Origin of the sequence: Staphylococcus nepalensis (assembly GCF_002442935.1) — a bacterium.
GTDB classification, from domain to species: Bacteria; Bacillota; Bacilli; order Staphylococcales; family Staphylococcaceae; genus Staphylococcus; species Staphylococcus nepalensis.
The window spans coordinates 948682-968860 of record NZ_CP017466.1 but is presented as its reverse complement, the minus strand read 5'-3'; the positions used below and the strand labels follow the sequence as shown (position 1 = coordinate 968860).

Genomic DNA, 20179 nt, shown 5'->3' with positions numbered 1-20179 from the left:
ACGATGGTGGAGGATGACGGGTTCGAACCGCCGACCCTCTGCTTGTAAGGCAGATGCTCTCCCAGCTGAGCTAATCCTCCAATATGTAATAAATGACCCCGACGGGACTCGAACCCGTGTTACCGCCGTGAAAGGGCGGTGTCTTAACCGCTTGACCACGGGGCCATATGGCTCCACAGGTAGGACTCGAACCTACGACCGATCGGTTAACAGCCGATAGCTCTACCACTGAGCTACTGTGGAATAATGATATATTGCCTGGCAACGTCCTACTCTTGCGGAACGTAAGTCCGACTACCATCGGCGCTAAGGAGCTTAACTTCTGTGTTCGGCATGGGAACAGGTGTGACCTCCTTGCTATAGTCACCAGACAAGTTGATGTATAAATCATTATACATTCAAAACTAGATAGTAAGTAAATTTTAGTTCTACAAACAAAACATTTAAATTTGATTAAGTCTTCGATCGATTAGTATTCGTCAGCTCCACATATCGCTATGCTTCCACCTCGAACCTATTAACCTCATCATCTTTGAGGGATCTTATAACCGAAGTTGGGAAATCTCATCTTGAGGGGGGCTTCATGCTTAGATGCTTTCAGCACTTATCCCGTCCATACATAGCTACCCAGCGATGCCGTTGGCACGACAACTGGTACACCAGAGGTATGTCCATCCCGGTCCTCTCGTACTAAGGACAGCTCCTCTCAAATTTCCTACGCCCACGACGGATAGGGACCGAACTGTCTCACGACGTTCTGAACCCAGCTCGCGTACCGCTTTAATGGGCGAACAGCCCAACCCTTGGGACCGACTACAGCCCCAGGATGCGATGAGCCGACATCGAGGTGCCAAACCTCCCCGTCGATGTGAACTCTTGGGGGAGATAAGCCTGTTATCCCCGGGGTAGCTTTTATCCGTTGAGCGATGGCCCTTCCATGCGGAACCACCGGATCACTAAGTCCGTCTTTCGACCCTGCTCGACTTGTAAGTCTCGCAGTCAAGCTTCCTTGTGCCTTTACACTCTATGAATGATTTCCAACCATTCTGAGGAAACCTTTGAGCGCCTCCGTTACTCTTTAGGAGGCGACCGCCCCAGTCAAACTGTCCATCTGACACTGTCTCCCACCATGATAAATGGTGCGGGTTAGAAATCCAATACAGCGAGGGTAGTATCCCACCAGCGCCTCCACGTAAGCTAGCGCTCACGTATCTAAGGCTCCTACCTATCCTGTACAAGCTGTACCGAATTTCAATATCAGACTACAGTAAAGCTCCACGGGGTCTTTCCGTCCTGTCGCGGGTAACCTGCATCTTCACAGGTACTATGATTTCACCGAGTCTCTCGTTGAGACAGTGCCCAAATCGTTACGCCTTTCGTGCGGGTCGGAACTTACCCGACAAGGAATTTCGCTACCTTAGGACCGTTATAGTTACGGCCGCCGTTTACTGGGGCTTCGATTCGTAGCTTCGCAGAAGCTAACCACTCCTCTTAACCTTCCAGCACCGGGCAGGCGTCAGCCCCTATACATCACCTTACGGTTTAGCAGAGACCTGTGTTTTTGATAAACAGTCGCTTGGGCCTATTCACTGCGGCTCTCCTGGGCGTTAACCCTAAAGAGCACCCCTTCTCCCGAAGTTACGGGGTCATTTTGCCGAGTTCCTTAACGAGAGTTCGCTCGCTCACCTTAGAATTCTCATCTTGACTACCTGTGTCGGTTTGCGGTACGGGCACCATAAATCTAGCTAGAGGCTTTTCTCGGCAGTGTGAAATCAACGACTCGAGGAAACAATTTCCTCTCCCCATCACAGCTTGATCTTAAGAGTGCCGGATTTGCCTAACACTCAGTCTTACTGCTTGGACGTACAATCCAATCGTACGCTTCGCCTATCCTACTGCGTCCCCCCATCGCTTAAAACGAATTATGGTGGTACAGGAATATCAACCTGTTATCCATCGCCTACGCCTATCGGCCTCAGCTTAGGACCCGACTAACCCAGAGCGGACGAGCCTTCCTCTGGAAACCTTAGTCAATCGGTGGACGGGATTCTCACCCGTCTTTCGCTACTCACACCGGCATTCTCACTTCTAAGCGCTCCACATGTCCTTGCGATCATGCTTCAACGCCCTTAGAACGCTCTCCTACCATTGTCCTACGGACAATCCACAGCTTCGGTAATATGTTTAGCCCCGGTACATTTTCGGCGCAGTGTCACTCGACTAGTGAGCTATTACGCACTCTTTAAATGATGGCTGCTTCTAAGCCAACATACTAGTTGTCTGGGCAACGCCACATCCTTTTCCACTTAACATATATTTTGGGACCTTAGCTGGTGGTCTGGGCTGTTTCCCTTTCGAGCACGGACCTTATCACCCGCGTTCTGACTCCCAAGTTAAATTGATTGGCATTCGGAGTTTGTCTGAATTCGGTAACCCGAGAAGGGCCCCTCGTCCAAACAGTGCTCTACCTCCAATAATCATCACTTGAGGCTAGCCCTAAAGCTATTTCGGAGAGAACCAGCTATCTCCAGGTTCGATTGGAATTTCTCCGCTACCCTCAACTCATCCGCTCACTTTTCAACGTAAGTCGGTTCGGTCCTCCATTCAGTGTTACCTGAACTTCAACCTGGTCAAGGGTAGATCACCTGGTTTCGGGTCTACGACCAAATACTCAACGCCCTATTCAGACTCGCTTTCGCTACGGCTCCACATTCACTGCTTAACCTTGCATCAAATCGTAACTCGCCGGTTCATTCTACAAAAGGCACGCCATCACCCATTAACGGGCTCTGACTACTTGTAAGCACACGGTTTCAAGTTCTATTTCACTCCCCTTCCGGGGTACTTTTCACCTTTCCCTCACGGTACTGGTTCACTATCGGTCACTAGAGAGTATTTAGCCTTGGGAGATGGTCCTCCCGGATTCCGACGGAATTTCTCGTGTTCCGTCGTACTCAGGATCCACTCAAGAGAGAACAGATTTTCGACTACAGGATTATTACCTTCTTTGATTCATCTTTCCAGATGATTCGTCTAATCTATTCCTTTGTAACTCCGTATAGAGTGTCCTACAACCCCAACAAGCAAGCTCGTTGGTTTGGGCTATTCCCGTTTCGCTCGCCGCTACTCAGGGAATCGAATTTTCTTTCTCTTCCTGCGGGTACTAAGATGTTTCAGTTCTCCGCGTCTACCTTCGATACGCTATGTATTTACGCATCGATAATACGACATAACTCGTATTGGGTTCCCCCATTCGGAAATCTTTGGATCACAGCTTACTTACAGCTCCCCAAAGCATATCGTCGTTAGTAACGTCCTTCATCGGCTTCTAGTGCCAAGGCATTCACCGTGCGCCCTTAATAACTTAATCTATTTGCTTTCCAACTCGACAACCGTCGGTTGAAAACCCAAAATGTTATTAATCTGTGAGTGTTCTTTCGAACACTAGCGATTATTTCTTTTTGAATTCAAGCTTATTTAAAACTCTTATTCACTCGGTTTTGCTTGGTAAAATCATAAATTTTACTTACTTATCTAGTTTTCAATGTACAAATAATAAAAGAATACTCCAATGAGCATTCAAAACTGAATACAATATGTCAATGTTATTCCTTGTTCATCTTCTAAAGAAGATGTTCCGAATATATCCTTAGAAAGGAGGTGATCCAGCCGCACCTTCCGATACGGCTACCTTGTTACGACTTCACCCCAATCATTTGTCCCACCTTCGACGGCTAGCTCCATAAATGGTTACTCCACCGGCTTCGGGTGTTACAGACTCTCGTGGTGTGACGGGCGGTGTGTACAAGACCCGGGAACGTATTCACCGTAGCATGCTGATCTACGATTACTAGCGATTCCAGCTTCATGTAGTCGAGTTGCAGACTACAATCCGAACTGAGAACAACTTTATGGGATTTGCATGACCTCGCGGTTTAGCTGCCCTTTGTATTGTCCATTGTAGCACGTGTGTAGCCCAAATCATAAGGGGCATGATGATTTGACGTCATCCCCACCTTCCTCCGGTTTGTCACCGGCAGTCAACTTAGAGTGCCCAACTTAATGCTGGCAACTAAGCTTAAGGGTTGCGCTCGTTGCGGGACTTAACCCAACATCTCACGACACGAGCTGACGACAACCATGCACCACCTGTCACTTTGTCCCCCGAAGGGGAAGACTCTATCTCTAGAGTTGTCAAAGGATGTCAAGATTCGGTAAGGTTCTTCGCGTTGCTTCGAATTAAACCACATGCTCCACCGCTTGTGCGGGTCCCCGTCAATTCCTTTGAGTTTCAACCTTGCGGTCGTACTCCCCAGGCGGAGTGCTTAATGCGTTAGCTGCAGCACTAAGGGGCGGAAACCCCCTAACACTTAGCACTCATCGTTTACGGCGTGGACTACCAGGGTATCTAATCCTGTTTGATCCCCACGCTTTCGCACATCAGCGTCAGTTACAGACCAGAAAGTCGCCTTCGCCACTGGTGTTCCTCCATATCTCTGCGCATTTCACCGCTACACATGGAATTCCACTTTCCTCTTCTGCACTCAAGTTTCCCAGTTTCCAATGACCCTCCACGGTTGAGCCGTGGGCTTTCACATCAGACTTAAGAAACCGCCTACGCGCGCTTTACGCCCAATAATTCCGGATAACGCTTGCCACCTACGTATTACCGCGGCTGCTGGCACGTAGTTAGCCGTGGCTTTCTGATTAGGTACCGTCAAGACGTGCACAGTTACTTACACATTTGTTCTTCCCTAATAACAGAGTTTTACGATCCGAAGACCTTCATCACTCACGCGGCGTTGCTCCGTCAGGCTTTCGCCCATTGCGGAAGATTCCCTACTGCTGCCTCCCGTAGGAGTCTGGACCGTGTCTCAGTTCCAGTGTGGCCGATCACCCTCTCAGGTCGGCTACGTATCGTTGCCTTGGTAAGCCATCACCCCACCAACTAGCTAATACGGCGCGGGTCCATCTATAAGTGATAGCAAAACCATCTTTCACTTTAGAACCATGCGGTTCTAAATATTATCCGGCATTAGCCCCGGTTTCCCGGAGTTATTCCAGTCTTATAGGTAGGTTACCCACGTGTTACTCACCCGTCCGCCGCTAACGTCAAAAGAGCAAGCTCCTTATCTGTTCGCTCGACTTGCATGTATTAGGCACGCCGCCAGCGTTCATCCTGAGCCAGGATCAAACTCTCCATAAAAAATTATGATGTTTGATTAGCTCATAAAATACTAATTTGTGTTATCAATAACACGTTGTTTTGATTCAACATTTAATGTTGAATTCGGAATTAACGTTGACATATTGCAATTCAGTTTTCAATGTTCATTTATAAATAGTTGCTTTAATAGCTTACCATCTTTGTTTACGTCTTGTCAACAAAGAATTTATTTTTTAAATAATTACTTAACATTACTTTAATAATATTAAATTATTATTTTCTTTTTATCAAGTATATTTTTTACACTTTTTAAAATTATTTTAAATAATGTTATTGTCGTTTTGACGACTTTTTTATATTATCAACTTCTTTAACTAAAGTCAATACTTAATATCATTTTTTGTGATAAATATTATGAGTGCTTGAATCACTCTTTTATCGGTCACAAGAAACTATTCTACCACCATTTATAAAAAATGCAAGAGAAAAAGTGGGTAGAATTAAAATAAATTCTACCCACTTAAATCAAGCGCTTATTTTTCAGTTTTATCGATGATTTGCTGCGCCATTGATTGGTATATTTTTCCAAGTTTATCATCAACTTGATAAATAGATGGTGAGAAGTCTTTTGGGTTCCACGACGGTTGCTCTAATGGTAACTGACCTAAAAGATCCGTTTGCAATTCATCTGCTAACTTTTCACCGCCGCCTTTACCAAACACGTATTCTTTGTTCCCAGTTTCTTTACTTTCAAAATAAGACATATTTTCAATAACACCTAAAATAGAGTGTTCTGTGTGTTTTGCCATTGCACCTGCTCTTGCTGCAACAAACGCTGCAGTTGGATGAGGCGTTGTAACTATTATTTCTTTACTTGAAGGCAACATTGTATGTACGTCTAATGCAACATCACCAGTACCAGGTGGTAAATCTAAAAGAAGATAATCTAAATCTCCCCAACGAACTTCAACAAAGAAGTTTGTTAACATTTTTCCTAACATTGGGCCTCTCCAAATGACAGGAGCGTTTTCCTCTACGAAGAATGCCATAGAAATTACTTTAACGCCATGGCGTTCAACCGGGATAATTTCTTTGCCGTCTACTTCTGGTTTTTTATCAATCCCCATCATATCAGGAACACTGAAACCATAAATATCAGCATCAACTAAACCGACTTTTTTACCCTCTCTTGCTAATGAAACAGCTAAATTAACTGCTATAGTAGATTTACCGACGCCACCCTTACCTGAAGCAATAGCAATAAATTCCACTGGATTATCTTTTGATAATAAACCTTCTATTGTTTGAGGTTGATCATCACTTTTCCCTCTATATTGTTCAACAACTTCAGATGGTAATTCTTCAAATCTAATTCCAACTGTATTTGCCCCGTTTTCTTTAAGCACTTCCACAATAGCCATTTGTAAATCTAATTGAGGCTGTCCCCCTAATTGAGCCATCGCCACCTTAACACTTACATGATCAATCTCATCTTTTGTTGTTACCTCTACTATTCCATCTGTTTCCTTTAAAGGTACATTGATTATTGGATCTTTAAGTTCTCCAACAAGTTCTTTAACTTGCTCTATCGTTAACACAAAGCGTCCCCCTCTATCTTATAAATATATTTACTTATATTCTAACAAACATAACTTAAATTTGCTTTAAGCACTTTAAAATAAGTTTATATTTAGTATAAATATAATCTTTGTAATACAAAAGAAGTTAGCTCAATGTGTACTAATTCTTAAAAATTGAAACTAACTTCTTTTTTCTTATGATACTTTCCGAGTATTAGCGTTGTTAACATCTCTGTGCTCTTTGATAAATAAGGCTAATATAAAACCGATGACTACAAATATACTTATTACTAAAAATGATAAATCTACGCCTGTTGCTATAGCTTGACGTTGTAATAAATCATTATTTTCTTCGGCGCTCGTTGTCTGAGTATAGGCTTTGGATCCAATTGACATAACAGTAACCATTAAGGCTGTCCCAAGAGAACCTGCCGTCACACGTCCAAAGTTACTAATTGCTGTACCATGTGAAATTTCATTTTTATGTAGTGCATTAATACCTGCGGTGTTTAATGGCATCATTAATAATGAAACAGAGAACATTCTTAACGCGTATACAATAATGAGATACATATATGAAGTATCTGCTTTTAAGAAGCACAACATGATTGAAAATATAGTTAATAAACTAAACCCAGTAATAATTAATGGTCTGGCTCCGTATTTATCATAAAATTTACCTGTAAATATCGACATAACGCCATTGATAATAGCTCCTGGCATTATAACTAATCCTGAAAGAAAAGCCGACAAGCCTAATGCATTTTGAACATACAGTGGTATTAGTAATGCCGGACCTACCATAGACATCATTACAATCATTGATGTAATCGTAGTTAATGTAAACACTCTGTTTTTGAATACAATTAACTTTAACAGAGGATTACTAATGTTAAATTGTCTTTTAATGAAAACCCAAATAATTAGTAAACTAACAACTAATGATATGATAACAATCGGATTACCAAAGCCTAAATTGCCTGCACTACTAAATGCATAAAGCATCATTCCAAATCCAAGTGTTGAATACACTACTGAGCGCTTGTCCAATTTAGTATCTTTTGTTGTGTTGTAACTCTTTATAAAAATGGCTCCAAAGATAAAACCAATTAATGATACACCTACGACAATAATGAATGGCATCCTCCAGCTTGTCACATCAATAACTAAACCTGAAAGCGTTGGGCCTATTGCTGGTGCAAATTGTATAACCAATCCAGCTAATCCCATAGCAAAACCGCGTTCACTCTTTGGAAATAACATAAACAACGTAAACTGCATCAAAGGCATAATAATACCCGCGCCAATTGCTTGAATAACACGTGCTAACATTAAAATGCCAAAAGTTGGAGCTATGGCTGCAATGATAGAACCTAAGAGAAATATACCCATAGCCATCAAATATAATGGTCTCGTCTTAATTCTATCCATTAAGTAGGCGGTAAGCGGTATCATTACACCATTCACTAACATAAATCCAGTAACTAACCATTGAGATTTGCTTTCATTAATATTTAAACCTTTCATTATTTGAGGTAATGCTGTATTTAACAAAGTCTGATTTAATATAGCAATAAAAGCACTAATAATCATTACTGCAACAATCATATTTCTACTTGATTTAGATAAATTTTCTACTGTCATTAAATCACCACTTTTTCATTCATATGCTTGATTATTCACTTTTAATTCAAATCATTAGAGGTAACCAATTATTTATTTTGATTGAGATTTTTACTATCTGGATAAAATACTTCTTTACATATAAATAACATACCCATAATTACAACAATCACCCAAAAATCAATATTTATATAAGTATAATGGATATGCACAATAAAATAGAAAAGTAATGTTGTAACTGTAAACGTAATTAAATGGTACGTGAAGCCTTGAAAATATGCGTTATCTGGTAATTTTTTTCTAAAATAATCCATTAAATTTTCTATAATAAACAAAGTAAAATATCCTAGTACAATGTAACTACCATAATAAATTAAGTTATCGTAAAAACTTTTATTATAACCAAAATATGCTAGATGAAAAAAAATAAGGATTCGACTTAACCCATATAACCCAAATCCTAAAAATGCTAAAAATATAGCCCCTGAAATGATAAAAACCGAAAGTACAATAAGCGTTGTAAATAAATACTTTATATATTTCATTGCTTACTGTCCTCCCTTTCATCTAATCTGCTTCCCATCTCTATGTGTAATGTTTCTCAACTTTATAAAACTATTTCTTATTCTACCATTATAACAACATACAACCAAATGCAAATAAGCAAGTATTAAATTTCACTAAACTTCAATACTTGCTTAATAATTTATATGATTGATGTTTTTCTATTCTAAGATTTAAGTGTATTACCTTGTTGTTTGTAAAGCGTGTTCCATAATACAAATAATATAATTAGAATAACGATACTCAATAATATGACGTTGTGTATTGGTAAATTGATAAACGTAATAGACGCGCCATAGACTGTACCCATAATGGTAGACCCTATTGAGTTCCCTAAACTTTTCGTTAATGTATACAGTGACATCATGCGTTTCATATTTTGCGGAGAGGTTTCTTCTTGTGTAATCACACTGTCTTTAGTATAAACTGTACCGAAACTCACACCAGCTAGCAATAAACTGAAAGCCATAAAAACAGGCGTTTTTGTACCAGCTATTATTAAAATACCACATACCGTTAATAGCGTGAAAGCAAAAATATATAATCCTTTTCTGGACATTTTTGCTTCAATTTTATCTAAAGTGAAATTCAATACTAGCCATGCAAATGAAATTGGAAAGATAACAAACCCACTTTGCAATGGAGAAAGACCTAATTCTTCTTGGAGATAAATCGGCATATATAAATTATAACCCATTAACATAATGGCATATAAAAAATCTGTTATAAAAACTAGAATAATTGTTTTATTAAATTCTCTTACAGGGAAAAACGGTGTGCTTACACCTTTTTCATTTTTAATTAAAACAATGCCCATCATAATTGCTATAACAAAGGAAAGTACATTTAAATACCAATAAGATTCGTTCATCACGGCAAACATTAAAAAGAAGACAAATATATAAAACAACATAAGCCCTTTAATGTCCAATTTATGTGAAGCCGTTGTAGTTTCGTGTTCAAAATGAAATGTAAGTATTACTAATATCATTGCCACAATAGCTATAGGAATATTAACAAAGAATAACCAGTGCCACGTAGCAAATTCTAAAATGCCACCGCCTAAAACGGGGCCAATAATACTTGATATACCCCACACGCTACCTACAATTCCCATGATTTTGTAGCGTAATGGAATTTTAAATGCAAGCTTAGGCACAATTTGACTTAGCGCCATCATAATACCTGCACCTAGACCTTGGACGAAACGTGATGCGATTAAAATAGCAAACGTACTACTCATGCCTGAAAAAAGACTTCCTATTGTAAAAAGGACCAATCCTAATAATGTTATGTATATAATCTTAGTACGATCTAATAACTCCCCTACAATAGGATTGGCTATCACAATGGCTATGAAATAAACAGCAAAAATGAGGGATATAGATGCTGTCACATTTAAATCATCTCTTATTGTCGGTAATGCCAATGAAACGATTGACGTTTCAATTGCAGACATAAACATAATTAATATCAATGCAATTACGATGCCTAGCGTTTTTATATTCATAACAAACCTCCTAACATATGATATTTATTTTTAACATGTCCACTAAACCACGCTTCTTCGTTTAGTTCAATAGGTTGTATTCAAATTACGCCTATTGCCCTATAAAAATAATTAAAATTAAAGCGAGAAGTAGAATCAAATTAAAAATTTGATTTCCTTCTCGCCCTCAAAAGTTGACTATATTTTTAATAAATTAAAAACTAAGTCTTTAACCACGCTTCAATTATGCTAACTCAAGTATATAACACGCTTTATTCATTTTTAGTTCTGAAAAACAATCACTTTATAAACGTTTTACATAAAATATAAAATAGCTATAAAATGAAAAACAGAAGCTATTAAAATAAATAAATGCCAAATCATATGAAAATATGGGCGTTCTTTTTGTGCATAAAACCAAGCACCTGCAGTATAAGCTATACCACCCAATAAAATAAATAACATAAAAGTTAAAGTTGTATCAAAAATAATCGTTGGTAAGAATATTACCCCAATCCAACCCATTACAAGATACATCGTCAAACTGAGTTTATGATTCACTTTTTTAGCTATAGATTTATAGAGAATACCCCAAAGTGTAATCCCCCATAACACAATCATTGCGGTCCATCCAATCCAACCACCCACTAACACTAAACATATAGGTGTGTACGTCCCAGCAATAGCGATGTAAATCATACTATGATCAATAATCCTAAGTATAAATTTATGGGAAGAATAATTAGGCATTGTATGGTATACCGTTGAGGATAAAAACATTAGAAAAATACTTATTACATATATTGATACACTCAATGAACCCAACACACCGTGTGTAAAGAAACTTTGTACGGCTGCATATGGCAATATGCATAAAGTAACAAAAGCAGCAACACCATGTGATACTGCGTTACCAATTTCTTCCCCAAACGTTAGAGGTATTATATTTTTAAATGTTTTAGTTACTTTATTATTATTCGCTTCTAATGTTTTAGTCATTAGTGTAACCACCTTTTTCTTAGATCCTATTTAAACGTTTTAAATCAGCTGCAGCAGTTTCTACACTATCTTTTCCTTCTTTGTTTTTCAAAGGTGAAAATTCCTCTTCTCTCGGTACTTGCAATGTCATAAAACTATGAGCATATTGGAAAATATCGAAATAAAACAATTCAAATTTTAACGTAGGTTTTTCAATAACACCAAAATCGTCATCTAATTGTTTAAGTTGTTTAACTGCTAAATGATATGGCAAAGCATTATCTACTACATTATTGATGAATTGCAATTTAAACATATGTATACCTATATTGGCATTGTTTAATTGATTAGCAGTTTCTGGGTCTAGTTCAGAGTATTCAAGCACAGTGTCTTTATGATTCGTTGTAACTAATCTACCTACGCTCTCACCTTCTTTAGGTTGAATTGATTTTGTAGTAACGTCCATGCTATTTTGGAACGCGTAACCTGCAAAGAACAAATCTAGAACTTTGACTAACACATTATCAATATTGTTTAAAAAGACGTATTCAACTCCATTTTCAGTCATATCTTCAAGGTAACCAGCTTTTTTAAGAGATTTAAATACGCCACCGTTACCGTTAGGTGTTTCTAAAATATTGCTATCTACATCTAGAACTAATTTACCCTCTTCTGATAACGCCACAATATTATCTTGGATAAAGAAATGTACATGTGCTTTATCGTAACCAAAGTAATTCTTTTCCTCAAAAAATATTTGTGTTTGCTTGTCGTTTATTTTGCTAGTCATAATATACCAATCAATATAAACGCCCGTTTTAGCTTGCAAATCTAATAATTGGCGTGCTTGCAGTTCAAATAAACTTACACCTTCGATTTCGAATGCACCTTTAGGACCTTTATAACCTAAGCGTGTGCCTTGACCACCAGCCATAAGTACAACTGCAAATCTTCCATTTTGGATTGCTTCTAACCCAACTTTTTCATATTGAGTAATATCCTTTTCAGAAAAAGCTTCTTTTACATCATATTTAACTTCGTTTACTGAAGACACATCATCAATGATTTGTTTATTTACATATAAATCGTTATACAAATCTTGAATGTAAGATAAATCTAGTGCATCGATTTGATTTTCTAATTGTTCTTTTTCATTGTTGCTCATTAATTTTTCAAATTCAATTAGATGTTCTTGATTAAACTTCTCTAATTCTTTCTTATCTAGCATGTCCTCTCTCCTTTATATTCATAATAGATAAAAATAATATCTTATATCTAATAAGAATATATAAATTCACTATGTGTACTTTATATTATTATAATTATAATCACAACCATAACTGCTATAAATTCAAAAATAGGTTATTAAAAAATGATTGGAATAATACGTAAATAGCGCCTGTAGTAAGCGCACCTGCCAACGACAAATCTACTAATCCTCCGGTTCTAAAAACTAAGGGGAATTTAATTGTCAATGGTATAGGGTATAATAATTTTACACCTCTAGGCGTTAACATATCTAGTATAACATGGGAAAGCAAACCAAAGATAATTGAAACTAAATAATAATCTGGTGTTTGAATAAAATATAATAGGATAATAATTAAAGAAATAAATAATAACGAATGTGTAAACGTCCTGTGGCCGAACAGCGTTCGTACCAATAAACTCAATATTTTAAACCTCCTACCTATTTTACTTTGTGTGTGACAAATATCAGGTAATAAACTTGAAATAACTGCAAGTGTTATAATTGTAATAGATGTAAATAAATCAGTTTGAAAGTATTCTATTGTCATTGCACCTACTAATAAACCGCATGAAGCGTGGGTTTTACCAGTCATTTTCATTTCTCCTTTTCTCGGATAAATTTTACCACAATATCACTACGAACGCGAACATACTTTCGCAAAAATTAAATAGTATGACATAATACAAAAAAGTATCACACAATCTCTTGAAAACGATTGCATTTTATTGTATGCTAAACTTACAAATTATTTAAAGGATGTGTTCGTAATATGGCAATGACAGTAAAAAAAGATAACAATGAAGTAAGAATTCAATGGAGAGTTGCTGACATCAAGATTCCAACTAATGAAATTAAGAATGTTTCACAAGATCAAAATATCCATGCGGTGCCTAAGCTAGAGAGAGATAAAGTTTCGCGCATTGGGTCTACATTTGGAAAAACGAATCGTGTTATCATCGATACTGATGACCATGAATACATTATTTATACACAAAATGACCAAAAAGTATATGACGAAATCACAAAATAATAATTATTTTAAACCTATCGTTGCGCATACAAACAACTAATTAAATAGACGTTAAACATCAGTCTATTGAAAATCATTAAATTTTCTTATCTGATTAGACATACTTGACTATATTTCAAAATGCTTTGCTATTGCCATATTTTGAAATTCAGTCAGTAAGTTGCCAACAAGAAAAAACCTGAGACCTCACTTTAAGTCTCAGGTTTTTTCTTGTTTGTATAAGTCTATTCAATATATTTTAATAACATCTATCAATGGTATATACTAAATTTATAATTTGAAAGGTGTGTGAATACCATGTATGTTGTAACAAATAGAATAGATGTCAAAAAAGGATTCGCTGAAAAGTTGGCTCCTAGGTTTACACAGGGTGGTAAAATCCAAGATTTAGAGGGCTTCCATCGCATTGAAGTATGGTTAATAGATGATGAGGAAGATTACGATCAAATGTACGTTAATACTTGGTGGCAATCTGAAGAAGCTTTTAAAGGATGGCTAAAAAGTGATGCTTTCAAAGAGGCACATAATAATCAAAATAAATCTGATAATGAAACATCACCCATTTTAGGTAATAAAATTGTTAAGGCAAACGTATTATCCGAACTTAATTAATTAAAATCTCAATATAAACAAACACACATTTACTAATATAGGGAGTTATTTAAACAAACTCTGTTTAAATGTTGACCGTTGCCACAATAACTCCAAATAGTAAAAATGTGTGTTTTTTATTATTAATTAAAGTACAGATGTGCCATTAAAGTAATAATTGGTAAAGCAATAATTGTTCTAATCAAGAATATAACAAAAAGTTTAAAAATACTTACTGGTATTTTTGAACCTAAAATGACGCCGCCTACTTCTGATAAATAAATCAGCTGCGTAATACTTAAAGCACCGATGACAAATAACGTAATATCATTTCCCACACCTTCAATTAAAATGGAAGGTAAGAACATATCAGCAAAGCCAATTAAAACTGTTTCAGAAGCTTGTGTAGCTTCAGGAACTTGCAATAATTCTAAATATGGTACAAAAGGTTTGCCAATAATAGCAAAAATTGGTGTATACGTTGCAATAATTGTCGCTAACGTACCTACACTCATGACAACTGGTAAAATGACAAACCACATATCCATCACTGTTTTAAAACCTGATTTAAAAAATGCTTTAAATCCTGGTGCTTTAATACCAGTTTCTGTAGCCATATCAAATCCGTGGCTTAATGCAGTTTTGTTATCAGGTAATTTTTCTGTTCTCATTTCTTCGGATACTTCTTTTGAATATTCGTCTTTAATCGATCTAAGCGGCCAAATTCTTGGTAAAATCAATGCACAAACAATACATGAAATAATTACTGACAAGTAAAAATAAAAGAAATGGTTTTGCATGTGTACAGTCTCAGCTACTACAATTGCAAATGTTAATGATACAACACTAAATGTCGTCGCTATAACAGTTGCTTCCCGTCTAGAATAAAATCCTGCTTCGTATTGTCTACTTGTGATTAATACGCCTACTGTGCCGTCACCAATAAATGATGCTAAATTGTCTACTGTAGAGCGGCCAGGCAACGTAAATAATGGTCTCATTATTGGTCTGAAAATAGGCCCCAATAATTCTAGTAAACCATATTCCATTAACAATGGTAAAAATAGTGCTGCAAAGAAAAATACAGTCACGAGTGTTGGTAATAAACTTTCAAACACAAGGCCTCCTGTATCAGCAGAGTAAATTGCTTTTGGCCCTATTTTTAAATATGTCATCCACACAAAGATTACAGCTAATATTCTTAAAAGAAGCCATACAATCTTTACATTAAATGCATTGTTCATTAATCCTTCTGGATTTAATTTATTTTTTAAGGCTGTTGAGCATATTAAGGATAGTATACCGGATATTGTAATAATCAATACAATAACTAATGGCATCGCATTACCCAATAAGTCTTTTAATAATCCTGCTAAAAACGCCACAGGTAAAGTCGTTTGCTTTTCTCCATCTTCAGTAACCGTTATAGGAATTAAAAAAAGTATAATACCTAAAACAGACATCAAAATGAATTTTAATCTTCCTCTGATAATTTGTGCTTTATTATATTCATTCATTTCGTTCACCCCTTAGGTGCATATATTTTTATAAACACTTTAAAAAACAACAGCAATAATTATAACCTATTATGTATAAATATGCAAATCATATTTTTATGTCTTTTTGGTGTCTCTACTTTTTTATAGAAAAAAAGAATTGACCCTAATTTCAATAGAATCAATTCCACTTTATATGAGAGCGCTTACTAAATCAATCTTTTATATGCTTCTTTTATAATCTTCTTAATAAAAATAGGAAATAAGGTACGCCTACTATCGCTACGATGACGCCAACTGGGATATCAATTGGCGGATGAATACCTCGAGCAAGACTATCACTTATCATTAATATTAAGGCACCTAGTAAGCCAGACATAACCGTAATATGTTTGTGTTTATGCCCTACTAACTGCCGCGCTATATGAGGTGCAATGAGTCCTAAAAAACTCAACCCACCAACAACTGATATCGATGCGCCAGCCAATATAACTGCTAAAAACAAAAGGATAGCTTTTACTTTCTTTACTTTTGCGCCTAATGCTATTGCCACATCATCCCCTAATGTTAGGATATCTAGTTGATGGCAATAGTAAAATATAATTGGTAGTGCAATTATAAACCACGGCAATATCACCCAAACGTGCGACATATTATGACCATATAAACTACCAGTAAGCCATACCAATGCTGTATTTGCATCAAGCGGATTTCGAATTAGTAAATATTGGACAATTGCAGTACATATTGCACCGATAGCTAAACCAATTAATGCTAATTTAGACCCTTTTACATTAAATTTGGAAATCAATAAAGTTAAAATCAAGCTAATCATCAATGCACCTATAAATGATCCAAAAGGCAGTATAAATAAAGGAGCTGAAGGAAATAGCATGATAATCACGACAGCAAATAAACTGGCGCCTTTTGTAATTCCAATTACATCTGGTGATGCGAGCGCATTCCTTACCACACCTTGTATTAATGCGCCAGAAATTGCAAGACTACTCCCTACAATAAGCGCTAGAAACATTCTAGGTGCTCTATATTCATTAATTATAAAATTATCTTGCATAAAAAGGCTATTCACCGCTTCAATTGGGTTAATTAATACCGCACCAATTGAAAGTGATGCAATTGCCGAAAGTATTAGCAATATTAAAACAAGTATATAGCGAAATGTTACTCCTCCCTTCATAGTCTTTTCACTCCTTTAATCGTGATTGCTAAGAAATAAAACGCACCGATAAACGATGTTACGATGCCAACGGGTGACTCAAAAGGAAAGGCGATTAATCTGCTTAAAACATCGGATAATAATAATAAGTTTGCACCAATTATCATTGTTAATGGAACCATAAATCTATAATCTGTTTTAATATAATATTTAACTATATGAGGCACAATTAGTCCTACAAATCCAATTGGCCCCGCTATGGAAACGGAAGTACCTGCCAATACAATCACTAAGATACCAATCATCACCCGCATCAATTTGACGTTTTGCCCTAATGAAGTAGCCAAATCTTCACCTAATTCCATAATTGTCAGCTGTTTGGATATCAATACTGTGCAGATAAACGCAATGATCAACCAAGGCGTAATACCTAACACTTGTGTCCAAGTAACAGATGATAATGAACCTACTAACCAAAACATAACGGTCGAGGTAGCATCTTCATTTAATAAGATAATCCCTTGCGTCAAGCTTGAAAAGAATAGGTGAATTGCCATGCCGGCAAGTGCTAATTTGACTGGCGTCATACCTCTCGTAGACCCAGATAAAGCATACACAGTTAGCCCTCCAATGAAAGCGCCAATAAACGCTAATATTGTAGCGTACGTAGACAATGCTGGCATAATCATTGTGATGAAAACAATAACAAAAGAAGCCCCTGAATTAACACCAAAAATTTGGGGTGATGCTAATGGGTTTCTAGTCATTGCTTGCATTAGTAAACCAGCTAGTCCGAGCGCTCCTCCGATTAACAATCCAGCTAGCATTCTAGGCATTCGTACATTATGTATTAAAAATGTCTGTTTTGAATCAGAATGTGTTAAAAAATAATCTTTAAAATCATCTAAAGCGATACGAGACGAGCCAATACTTAAGTTAAAATAGATAATGACAAAAAGCGCACACACACTCACAATAAACGTGAGTGCAGTGCGTTTTTTATTTTTCTTATCTTCAGTTCTGGTTTGGTTAATGCTATCTAACTTAGTCATTTACCATTCACCTTACTTTTGTTGTTTATCATTTTGTTCATTTTTTGAGATATCTACTAATTGTTTAGCAATCTCTTCAGAAGAAATAATACCACGCGCACGTGCCCAAGTGTTTCTATCTACAACAGAGACATTATCATTTTTAACAGCATCTAGGCTTTGCCAAACCGGCTCTTCTTCTTGTTTTTTCAAGTTAGGGTCATTTTTGCCCTTATCAACCATGATAAACATACGCCCAGGATTAATATCTGAAAGCACTTCTGAATTCAATTGTACATAAGGGCCTTTTAAATATTTAGATAGATTATCTGTTTCAGTTTTATTAAGCGCATTATTAAAACCAAGTTCTTTTAATAAGTCACCTACATAAGTATTCTCTGGATGTGCTAATAAACCTGATTTTGCAATAACTGTAGCTAATACGGGTTGAGATTTGTCCATAGTAATCTCTTTCTTATACTTATCCATTAATTCATTATGTTCTTTTAATCTATCTTTACCTTTATCTTCTTTACCTACAGCTTTAGAGATTGTTTTAAAAGCTTCTATATTATCTTTATAGTCACTATCGAAACTCGGTAACATGATGGTTGGTGCTATTTTTTCTAAATCCTGTTGTATACCTTTGTGACAATTACTATCGGCAATAATAAGATCTGGTTTTTGATTACTAATTTCTTCTAAGTTTGGTTGCTTACGTGCGCCTACTGATTTATAGTCACCGATTTTATCGCGGATGGGTTTTAATATTCTATCTTTTTTACCATCGTCTGCTACACCCACTGGTTTAATATCCAATGCTGCCAATGCATCAACAAATGAAAATTCAAGTGACACTACACGTTGGGGTTTTTTATCAATATGGGTTGTGCCTCCATCATGTTTAATAGTAACGCTGTCTTTGCTTTTACTTTCTTTGTTGGATTCATCTGAGTCATTCCCCCCCACTTTACCACATGCTACTAATAAGAGAGCTGTTAATGTTAAAAATAATAGACCCATCCATTTAGCTTTGTGCTTCATCGTTTTCACTCCTTAGATATGTATCATTACACCTCTAATTTTATTGATAACGATTATCAATGTCAATAAGTTTTTTAATAACATTTGATAAAAACTAAATCTTATTCTTTTTTTTTACATTTTTTTCACAGCACATTGCTTCAATCGCTAGATCATTTAAATAAAATCTATTTAAATGCGACATAAACATACTTTGTGCTAAAGCTTTATATCCTAAACTAAATTGTATTTTATCGCCAATCTGATAATGATCATTATTCAGTAGGTCTATCATTAAATGATCACTCGTAGCTCCAAGTACATCGACATTATGATATAAAGGTTTAATGTCGTCTACATTGGTATCTAAATTTCCAATATCCAGAATTGCTTGAAGGTATTGTTGACCATTATTAATATTAATACGTGGTTTGATTTCAACAATTTCTGTATCTAAAATAATAACGTTTTGATATAGGGTATCTAAATGCTGGTTTGTCGTCGTTTCCACACCCCTAAATAAAGTTTCACCAATTCTTAAATCATTCATTTTACCTAAATCATTATAGAGCATTTGTAATAGCATACTAGAATTGCCACCTGATATTGTTTTGAATTTCAAATGAGAGGCTTTTTCTACCGAATTTACAAACTGGTTAATCATCTCAACATCTTCTTCCGTTGGTGCTATTTCATTAAAACACATAAAGTTAAAAGCTAACCCTTCAAGATGTATGTGATGCATATTAATAATTTCTCTAATATAAGCGAGCACATCATAAGTGAGCACCCCTTCTCTAGAATCTTTCCAATCAACCATTAATAATATCTTGTGTTTTACTTTTTGCTTGCTTGCTATTTCATTAATTTGTCGGATGGTATCCAATTCTGTTTGAATACTCGTATCAACGCATTGCACAATATCTTCTAATTCTTGGTGGTTAGTAGTTCTAATCATCATATAAGTGATATCATCATCTTTACTTTTTAAAATATTATTTATTCTTGCATCAGCAAAATGTGTAAGTCCAACGCTTTTTAATGTTTCTACTATTTTTCTATCTCCAGCTACACATTTGAGAACAGGTGTAAAGTGAATGTGATGCTGTTTTAAAAGCGTATTTAAAATGTAAGCATTATATTTAATTTTAGAAAGGTTTACTTTTAATTGCGCCATC

Annotated in this window: 14 protein-coding genes, 3 tRNA genes and 3 rRNA genes; 2 read left to right on the top strand and 18 right to left on the bottom strand. The window is 36.3% G+C overall.

The annotated features are described in order from the left end of the window. Window positions 1-4 precede the first annotated feature (4 nt). The 13 genes from BJG89_RS04370 to BJG89_RS04310 all read right to left on the bottom strand — a co-directional run bounded on the left by BJG89_RS04370 (window position 5) and on the right by BJG89_RS04310 (window position 13245). Window positions 5-80: transfer RNA gene (locus tag BJG89_RS04370), tRNA-Val, on the bottom strand. Between the two features lie 13 nt (window positions 81-93). Continuing rightward, a tRNA-Glu gene (locus tag BJG89_RS04365) sits at window positions 94-165 on the bottom strand. Window positions 166-168: 3 nt separating this feature from the next. After that, window positions 169-243: transfer RNA gene (locus BJG89_RS04360), tRNA-Asn, on the bottom strand. A gap of 13 nt (window positions 244-256) precedes the next feature. Continuing rightward, window positions 257-371 (bottom strand): 5S ribosomal RNA (rrf, locus tag BJG89_RS04355). A 78-nt stretch (window positions 372-449) separates the two neighbouring features. Beyond that, a 23S ribosomal RNA gene (locus BJG89_RS04350) occupies window positions 450-3370 on the bottom strand. A 283-nt stretch (window positions 3371-3653) separates the two neighbouring features. Next, window positions 3654-5206, bottom strand: a 16S ribosomal RNA gene (locus BJG89_RS04345). The 16S, 23S and 5S rRNA genes sit together here with 3 tRNA genes alongside, the layout of an rRNA operon. A gap of 494 nt (window positions 5207-5700) precedes the next feature. Beyond that, window positions 5701-6765: an Mrp/NBP35 family ATP-binding protein gene (locus BJG89_RS04340; RefSeq protein ID WP_096808730.1), complete on the bottom strand. Its 1065-nt coding sequence runs from the start codon at window positions 6763-6765 to the stop codon at window positions 5701-5703. Window positions 6766-6942: 177 nt separating this feature from the next. Next, complete coding sequence (locus BJG89_RS04335; protein ID WP_096808729.1) at window positions 6943-8391, bottom strand: MDR family MFS transporter; 1449 nt, start codon at window positions 8389-8391, stop codon at window positions 6943-6945. A 68-nt stretch (window positions 8392-8459) separates the two neighbouring features. After that, window positions 8460-8915 carry a SepA family multidrug efflux transporter gene (locus BJG89_RS04330; RefSeq protein WP_096808728.1) on the bottom strand — a complete coding sequence of 152 codons (456 nt, stop codon included), beginning with the start codon at window positions 8913-8915 and terminating at the stop codon, window positions 8460-8462. A gap of 185 nt (window positions 8916-9100) precedes the next feature. After that, a complete protein-coding gene (gene sdrM, locus BJG89_RS04325; protein ID WP_096808727.1) occupies window positions 9101-10444 on the bottom strand; it encodes a multidrug efflux MFS transporter SdrM in 1344 nt (447 codons plus the stop codon). Window positions 10445-10738: 294 nt separating this feature from the next. Next, a complete protein-coding gene (gene trhA, locus BJG89_RS04320) occupies window positions 10739-11422 on the bottom strand; it encodes a PAQR family membrane homeostasis protein TrhA (protein ID WP_096808726.1) in 684 nt (227 codons plus the stop codon). 19 nt (window positions 11423-11441) lie between these two features. Continuing rightward, a complete protein-coding gene (locus BJG89_RS04315; RefSeq protein ID WP_096808725.1) occupies window positions 11442-12629 on the bottom strand; it encodes a UTP--glucose-1-phosphate uridylyltransferase in 1188 nt (395 codons plus the stop codon). 115 nt (window positions 12630-12744) lie between these two features. Beyond that, window positions 12745-13245, bottom strand: coding sequence for a metal-dependent hydrolase (locus tag BJG89_RS04310; RefSeq protein WP_096808724.1), 501 nt, complete (start codon window positions 13243-13245; stop codon window positions 12745-12747). Between the two features lie 177 nt (window positions 13246-13422). Here BJG89_RS04310 and BJG89_RS04305 point away from each other — a divergent pair, with 177 nt between their 5' ends. Together BJG89_RS04305 and BJG89_RS04300 are read left to right on the top strand one after the other, a co-directional pair. Next, on the top strand, window positions 13423-13683 hold the full coding sequence (locus BJG89_RS04305; RefSeq protein ID WP_096808723.1) for a SunI/YnzG family protein: 261 nt from the start codon (window positions 13423-13425) through the stop codon (window positions 13681-13683). 297 nt (window positions 13684-13980) lie between these two features. Then, window positions 13981-14295 carry a heme oxygenase gene (locus tag BJG89_RS04300; RefSeq protein ID WP_096808722.1) on the top strand — a complete coding sequence of 105 codons (315 nt, stop codon included), beginning with the start codon at window positions 13981-13983 and terminating at the stop codon, window positions 14293-14295. A gap of 122 nt (window positions 14296-14417) precedes the next feature. Here BJG89_RS04300 and BJG89_RS04295 read toward each other — a convergent pair whose 3' ends face one another. The 5 genes from BJG89_RS04295 to BJG89_RS04275 form a co-directional block, all read right to left on the bottom strand. Then, entirely contained in the window at window positions 14418-15791 is a 1374-nt protein-coding gene (locus tag BJG89_RS04295; RefSeq protein WP_096808721.1) for a YjiH family protein, read from the bottom strand. Window positions 15792-16005: 214 nt separating this feature from the next. Next, window positions 16006-16968, bottom strand: a complete 963-nt coding sequence (locus tag BJG89_RS04290) for a FecCD family ABC transporter permease (protein WP_096808720.1) — start codon at window positions 16966-16968, stop codon at window positions 16006-16008. Continuing rightward, complete coding sequence (locus tag BJG89_RS04285) at window positions 16965-17999, bottom strand: FecCD family ABC transporter permease (protein ID WP_096808719.1); 1035 nt, start codon at window positions 17997-17999, stop codon at window positions 16965-16967. The genes BJG89_RS04290 and BJG89_RS04285 overlap by 4 nt, the downstream gene beginning before the upstream one ends. 12 nt (window positions 18000-18011) lie before the next feature. Next, window positions 18012-19022 (bottom strand): ABC transporter substrate-binding protein, encoded by a 1011-nt coding sequence (locus BJG89_RS04280; RefSeq protein WP_096808718.1) that lies wholly within the window; start codon window positions 19020-19022, stop codon window positions 18012-18014. Window positions 19023-19116: 94 nt separating this feature from the next. Then, window positions 19117-20178 carry an alanine racemase gene (locus BJG89_RS04275; protein WP_096808717.1) on the bottom strand — a complete coding sequence of 354 codons (1062 nt, stop codon included), beginning with the start codon at window positions 20176-20178 and terminating at the stop codon, window positions 19117-19119. Between the last annotated feature and the right edge of the window lies 1 nt (window position 20179).